At 34.6% G+C, this 422-nt stretch carries 1 protein-coding gene; it reads right to left on the bottom strand.

What is annotated here, in order from left to right:
• Window positions 1-233 precede the first annotated feature (233 nt).
• Window positions 234-422 (bottom strand): hypothetical protein (locus AAZR23_RS20735; RefSeq protein ID WP_434694507.1); only part of this gene is annotated, 189 nt, incomplete at its 5' end.

Genomic DNA, 422 nt, shown 5'->3' with positions numbered 1-422 from the left:
AAATTGCTATGAATCAAAGAATATAGAAATGCAATATTTTTTTCTTCTGAGAAAATGGAGTTTAATTTTTATTGAACCGCCCCGACTATGTCGAAGTCTGATTTACTTGAGTCAGGCAGCATAGCCTGACAGGATTAAATTATCATAATACCGCTTTTCAAACTCAAAGGGTGACACATTTTAGTTAACAATCCTTTGAAATGACACAGCGTTTCAAATACTATCCTATCAAACTACCTCCCAAACCCTCTGAATTTAGGTTGATTCGTTTTTTCTTTTTTCTGTTTTTCCCACGTATTAATAGTTAATTTAAGCTTTGCATAACCCGATAAATCATAAGGATGCGCATCGATATAATCTCGAGTTTCTTGCGTAGTTGCCTGTTTTCCTTTTGAGCCATCTGGATTTTGGTGATATAACAC

Origin of the sequence: Morganella sp. Je.2.23, assembly GCF_051129855.1 — a bacterium.
GTDB classification, from domain to species: domain Bacteria; phylum Pseudomonadota; class Gammaproteobacteria; order Enterobacterales; family Enterobacteriaceae; genus Morganella; species Morganella sibonii.
This window is presented reverse-complemented; position numbering and strand designations above follow the sequence as displayed.